This is a genomic window from Deltaproteobacteria bacterium, from assembly GCA_016183235.1.
In the GTDB taxonomy this organism is placed as follows: Bacteria; UBA10199; UBA10199; order DSSB01; family JACPFA01; genus JACPFA01.
The window spans coordinates 1-5436 of sequence record JACPFA010000006.1; the positions used below are offsets into that span (position 1 = coordinate 1).

Annotated in this window: 4 protein-coding genes and 1 pseudogene; 2 read left to right on the forward strand and 3 right to left on the reverse strand. The window is 42.0% G+C overall.

Translation table 11 applies throughout. From position 1 onward, the window contains the following. Positions 1-330: 330 nt before the first annotated feature. Both HYU97_01110 and HYU97_01115 read right to left on the reverse strand, forming a co-directional pair. On the reverse strand, positions 331-1371 hold the full coding sequence (locus HYU97_01110) for a Fic family protein (protein ID MBI2335348.1): 1041 nt from the start codon (positions 1369-1371) through the stop codon (positions 331-333). A 22-nt stretch (positions 1372-1393) separates the two neighbouring features. Further along, positions 1394-1495, reverse strand: coding sequence for a DUF2283 domain-containing protein (locus tag HYU97_01115; protein MBI2335349.1), 102 nt, complete (start codon positions 1493-1495; stop codon positions 1394-1396). A 232-nt stretch (positions 1496-1727) separates the two neighbouring features. Here HYU97_01115 and HYU97_01120 point away from each other — a divergent pair, with 232 nt between their 5' ends. Both HYU97_01120 and HYU97_01125 read left to right on the forward strand, forming a co-directional pair. Continuing rightward, positions 1728-2885 (forward strand): SLBB domain-containing protein, encoded by a 1158-nt coding sequence (locus tag HYU97_01120; protein ID MBI2335350.1) that lies wholly within the window; start codon positions 1728-1730, stop codon positions 2883-2885. Positions 2886-2890: 5 nt separating this feature from the next. Next, entirely contained in the window at positions 2891-3925 is a 1035-nt protein-coding gene (locus HYU97_01125; protein MBI2335351.1) for a hypothetical protein, read from the forward strand. A gap of 64 nt (positions 3926-3989) precedes the next feature. Here HYU97_01125 and HYU97_01130 read toward each other — a convergent pair. Next, a pseudogene (locus tag HYU97_01130) lies at positions 3990-5134 on the reverse strand (ATP-binding protein). Between the last annotated feature and the right edge of the window lie 302 nt (positions 5135-5436).

A 5436-nucleotide genomic window follows, 5' to 3' on the forward strand; every position in this document is an offset into this window, starting at 1 on the left:
CCCTATGCCTACATGAGGCACTTGCTGACTGAACTGCCCCGATGCCAAACCGCCGATCAAATCGAAAAACTCGTGCCCCACAAAATTGATTCCAAGATTTTAAGGTAAGGTGTAGGGTGGGTTTGGTGATCGCTTACATAAAAACAGGCTTCATAGTGGCCTTCAAGTGGAGGCTCTTGCAAGGCTCTTGCAAACAATTGACATTGTTAAGTTTAATAATTAAAGCTTAACCTCAATTTATAAAACATAATAATTACATATACTTGTGAGGTATTGTCGTGAGTTTTGTCCTAAGTTTGTCACAAGTTATGTCGTGAGTTTGTCGCAAGTTTAGAGCTTCTTGGTTAGGCGATAAACAAGCTTGTTTGTGGCTCCCTCTGAAGAGATGAGGTTCTTATCAAGAAGGATTTTTAAATCCCGCTGTAAGGTTCGCCGATTCATCTTCGGATGTGCCAACAAATAATCCTGAATTTTAAATTCTAGTTTTTCTGCCATGAATTCTACGATCTCTTTCTGACGTTTGGAAAGCTCATGAATTTGGGCAAAAATATCCAGTTTGATAATCTCTTCACCTTTTTCACGAACCTCCTGCATTTGTGTGGCCAGCCCTTGAACGAAGTATTCAAGCCAAACCGTCATATCCAAATCATTTTGCCGTACACTCTGAATCGCTTTGTAATAAGCACTACGATTGCGGTCATAATATTCACTAATGGTAAAAAGTTTTTTGAAGTCATAGCCGGAACGATACAAACACAGTGTTGAAAGCAAACGTGCGCTTCTTCCATTGCCATCAATGAAAGGATGAACGTGCACCAGTTGAAATTGCGCTATGCCCGCAACCAAAAGCGGATTGATTTGAGATTCCAATCCCAACCATGAAACAAGTTCTTGCATGAGGTGCGGAACGTCATGGGCAGGGGGTGGCGTGTAAATGATTTCCTTCGTTTTGGAATTGGCAACGTAATTTTGAATTTTTCGATATTCTCCGGGTGTTGCTGAATTCCCACGCACACCCGTGACAAGGCGTTTGTGGATTTCACGAATCAGGCCTTCCGTAATGGGTGAACCTTCGCCCAGATAGCTGGCCACAAGTTCAAAGGCTTTTTTGTAATTTAACAGCTCGCGAACATCATCTTTATCAACATCCGTGAGCTTCTCTCCGGAGAGCAAGCGCTCCGATTGCTCCAGGGTGAGATGGGTCCCTTCAATATGGGTGGTGTGGTGCGCTTCAAGAATAAGGGCACGGGCTCGCATTTTCTTGACCCAATCTTCAGAAAGCTTGGCCGCGTCCAAAAAACCTCGGGCGCGTTCAATGCTGGTCAAAGCAGAAGTGATTTCATTGGTGATCGTAAATTTAGGTTTCAACATAGTTTCCTATTTTGTTTCAATTTCATTGAGTATAGATGTCTGTCGTAGTTCTTTCCGCAGCTACCTCTTCATCCATAAAACGGATATAAGCGGCATCTGCTTTTGTATCGTAAGTAATTTTCATAAGAACTCCCTACTAAAATACTAAAAATAAAGGCTAATAGCGGCGACTATCACCTGAATTGAGGGTCTCCATAATCTCGGTTTCCAGTATACCACGCTCCTTCATCATGAAGTCTTGCATGATTAGTAATAAAAACAGGCTTCATAGTGGCCTTCAAGTGGAGGCTCTTGCAAACAATTGACATTGTTAAGTTTAATGATTAAAGCTTAGTTTCAATTTTTGAACGACTATCATGAAAATAAACATAATGAAAATAGGTTCTTATTGCGTAGTGGGTTGTATGGTTTTGAATTTGCTCCCCGTGGGGGCCATGGCCCAGCGTCGTGTAGATACTTTAAACAGTAGTTTTGGAACTATTCAAACAAATGGTGGGGAAGTGGAAGAAGAGCTTCCTAGCTCCAGCCGGAGTAAAGAGTTTTTGCTCAACAAAAAAGTAGGCTCTCTTTCTCCAGGTTCTTCGTCTGTCAGCGGATCTTCCGAATTAAGCACGGCCTTGGGGATGCTTGGCCAAGGCATGCAGGTGCATATTTTGGGTGAAGTTGGTAAGCCTGGGGTTTATCGCGTACCGCCTTCTACTCGGGTGACGGAGGCTATTAATATGGCGGGGGGTTTTGGCGAAAAGGGGTCGGAGCGGTTTGTAGAGTTGCGAAAAGTTGCTGAAGGCAGGGCTTATTTGTTGGATCTTTACGAATATAAAATAAATGGCAATGTCAGCCAAAATCCCTTTTTGTTAGAAAATGATACGATTTACATTCCTCTTAAAAAGAAGGTTATTCAGGTAGAGGGGGCGATCAATCGCACGGGGGAATATGAAGTTAAGAGTGAAAAAAATGTGTATGACGTGATAAAGGCGGTGGGTGGGTTTACGGTGGGGGCGTCTCGGCTTGACCCGGTTAAGATTATTCGGTTTGATGATTTGGAGCAAAAGCATGTATGGGAGGTTGAAAGAACGGCCTCAGAATTGCAAAGTTTTGAGGTGAAAAATGGTGATGTGATTGTGGCGCCTCATTTTTTAACCAAACAAAACACCTTTGATTATAATTTAAATAAGTTGCCCAATGATAATATCTTTTACCCCTCCTTTGAAGATCGGGTTTTTATGAATGGCGCCTTACATCGGCCGGGGTCGGTGAATTTTAATCAGCATTTTACTTTGAGTAACTATTTAGCCATGGCAGGTGGGCCAAGGCTTGATGCCAAACGCTATGCAGTTATTGTTAGCCATGATGGGGTGAAGCGAAAGATTCGCCCTAAAGATTATGAAACCACGCTCGTTAATCCGGGGGATACCATCTTGGTGCCACAGAAAATATTTACTGAACAATATATGATTGGTTTGTTTACCACCATTGCTTCTATTGCACTTACGAGTGTGGCTTTATTTAAATAATAAAAATGTCGAACCTCAAAACCCCCAACGAAATTCAACAACAGCCTTATTATCCACAGCAACCCTATCTTTATGAAATGCAGGAAGAAGAAGTTGATCTTTTCGAATATTTCCAAGTTTTATGGAAGAAAAAATGGTTGATTTTGTTAATGACGATGTTGGTGACGATAGGTGCTTATGGTACGTGTAAGCTGTTACCAAGAAAATATAATATTATGGCCACCATTACAGCACCTTCGGGTAATACCAATAAGTTGTCCAGCGTATTGGGGCAATTGGGGGGGGTGGAGGGGTTAGGGGGGCTGGCAGCGGGATTAGGTGGGGGGGATAGTAAATCTAACCAATTGGTCAGTATTTTACAAAGTAGAACCTTGGCTACCCGAGTAGTGGAGGGGTTGAATTTGTTGCCAGTTTTCTTTCCACCTGAAAAATTCAAAAATAAACCTGAAGAAAAAAGGCCTATCTTAGAAGATGCCGTGGGTTTTTTTATGAAAAATGTTTTAAAGGTTAAGTCGGATAAAAAAGATCAAACCATCAAAATCACGATGCAGTGGTATGATGCTGAGCTGGGGGTAAGAATGTTAGAGAAGTTACTCGTGGAGGCTCAGGATTTTACCAATAATAACGAGTCGTCCGAGTCTAAGCGCAATAAAATCTTTATTCGGGAACAATTGCAAGATAATCGCCAGTCTTTATTGGAGGCCAGTAAAGAGCTCAATCGTTTTTATAGTGAAAATAGAATTTCAACTATCATTCCCCAAATCAATGTCGACTTGGGCCTATCGCAAGCGGTGCCTAAAACGATTGAAGATATTCGCAACGCCGTGGGGGCTGAAACTCAGCCTTCTTCAAATAATGCCTACAATCCGCGTGTGGTTTCGGATGTGCCGGCGCAAGTGTATTATACTTACCTGCAAGGCGAACAATTATTAATGGCCAAGGTAAATGCCTTGTTGGCCCAGCAATACGAGCTAGCAAAAATCGAAGAAATTAAAGAACGCTTGTCTTTTCAAATCATCGATAAGCCTTTTCCTACCTGATGCTTGTGCTTTTTCAGCACGCCTTTCAAAAGATGCGCGCGCGGTCAAAGCCTGCCGCTTAGACTTAAGCTGCTTTATTGAAATCGGGCATGACTCGTTTTATATACCCATCAAATAATGGCACTGTAAAATTATTATCGCCATGAGAAGGGCTGTAAATCATACCTTTACTAATTAGGGCTGCACGAATAGGTGCTACGGATTGAACTTCTTTATGTAAGAGATGTGCAATATCTCCCGACCTATAAGGACCCGCTTTAAGCTCTGCCATGGCACGCAAGTATCTCTTTTCACTGGGCGTTAAGCGGTCAAACCGAACTCGAAAAAAACTGGCATCTAAATCAGAAATAGCTAGCTTAGTAGCTACTTCCACATCATGTCGAGTAATGGGAGAGCATTCTGCACATTGCCAACTATATTTGCCCCACTCTTGTATGAAGTAGGGATAGCATTGGGTCTGCTCTAAAATATAACCCAAAGCATCGCTTTCATATTTCACATTTAATTTTTGAGCGGGTACTTCAAGGGCTTCTCGTGCCGCAAGTTGAGTAAGTGGGCCGATTTCAGGATATTCAAATAATCTTTCTGCATAGGATTTTGCACGCCCAGCTTGTGCAACTAGTTGAGGCAGCCCAGCCCCAATGAGGGCAATAGGAAGTTGATTCTGAGCGCACTTGTGAAGAGCCATAATCAAAGCTGCAAATTGTTCTTCTTCGATATATTGAATTTCATCAATAAAAAGAACGAAGGCTGTTTTCTTTTCTCTAAGTCCCCTGAGTCAGCGACCCCTGGCTCATTTCCTAAATCTAATCCGAATTCAACGTCTTGGTACTTCAGTTTCATGGCCTGCACAAAACCACCAAGAACTCGTAATAACCGTTTTCCTACCTTCGTTGCAGCAGCCATTCTATCTAATTTAAGCAAGGCACTTCTAAGTTGTGGAATAAGCAATGCCGGTAATGAACGCTTTTCTGGTGTTTCGATTGAGACCACAGCAAATTTTTGAGCCTCTGCATTTTTTGAAATATGAGTGAGCAAAACAGTTTTTCCTACCCCTCGTAAACCAACTAAGAATAAACTTCGAAAAGCAAGCCCATTTCGACATCGATCTAGAGCAATCGATGCCTTTTCAATAATTTCATCTCTTCCCGCAAGTTCAGGCGGTATCGTACCTGCTCCCGGTGCATAGGGGTTAGTGCGTGGATCCATTTGTATATATAATAAAGTTAAATAGGTTTATGTTAAAATTATAAACTATAGTAACTTTCTTATAAATCAGAAGTTCGCGATATTCAAGGGCAAAAAGAGCCATAAAGTAATGCTTCAGTTAAGGGTATTACCCTGCAAGTCTTTCAGGAGCACCTGAAAGCTGTAGGCGCTAATCAGGATGGGCCCAAAAGTAATAATGGGGTTTAAGAGGGTGTGCAGGGGTGTGCCTTCGTTGTCCTTTGGATAGAAGAGGAGCAGAGGGTGTTGCGGTTATTTTCGAAAAAAAGTTATATTCTTCTCAA

Excerpts from the sequence above, each read along its gene's own strand:
- HYU97_01110 (MBI2335348.1), bottom strand. The coding sequence starts at position 1,371 with ATGTTGAAACCTAAATTTACGATCACCAATGAAATCACTTCTGCTTTG.
- HYU97_01115 (MBI2335349.1), bottom strand. The coding sequence starts at position 1,495 with ATGAAAATTACTTACGATACAAAAGCAGATGCCGCTTATATCCGTTTT.
- HYU97_01120 (MBI2335350.1), top strand. The coding sequence starts at position 1,728 with ATGAAAATAAACATAATGAAAATAGGTTCTTATTGCGTAGTGGGTTGT.
- HYU97_01125 (MBI2335351.1), top strand. The coding sequence starts at position 2,891 with ATGTCGAACCTCAAAACCCCCAACGAAATTCAACAACAGCCTTATTAT.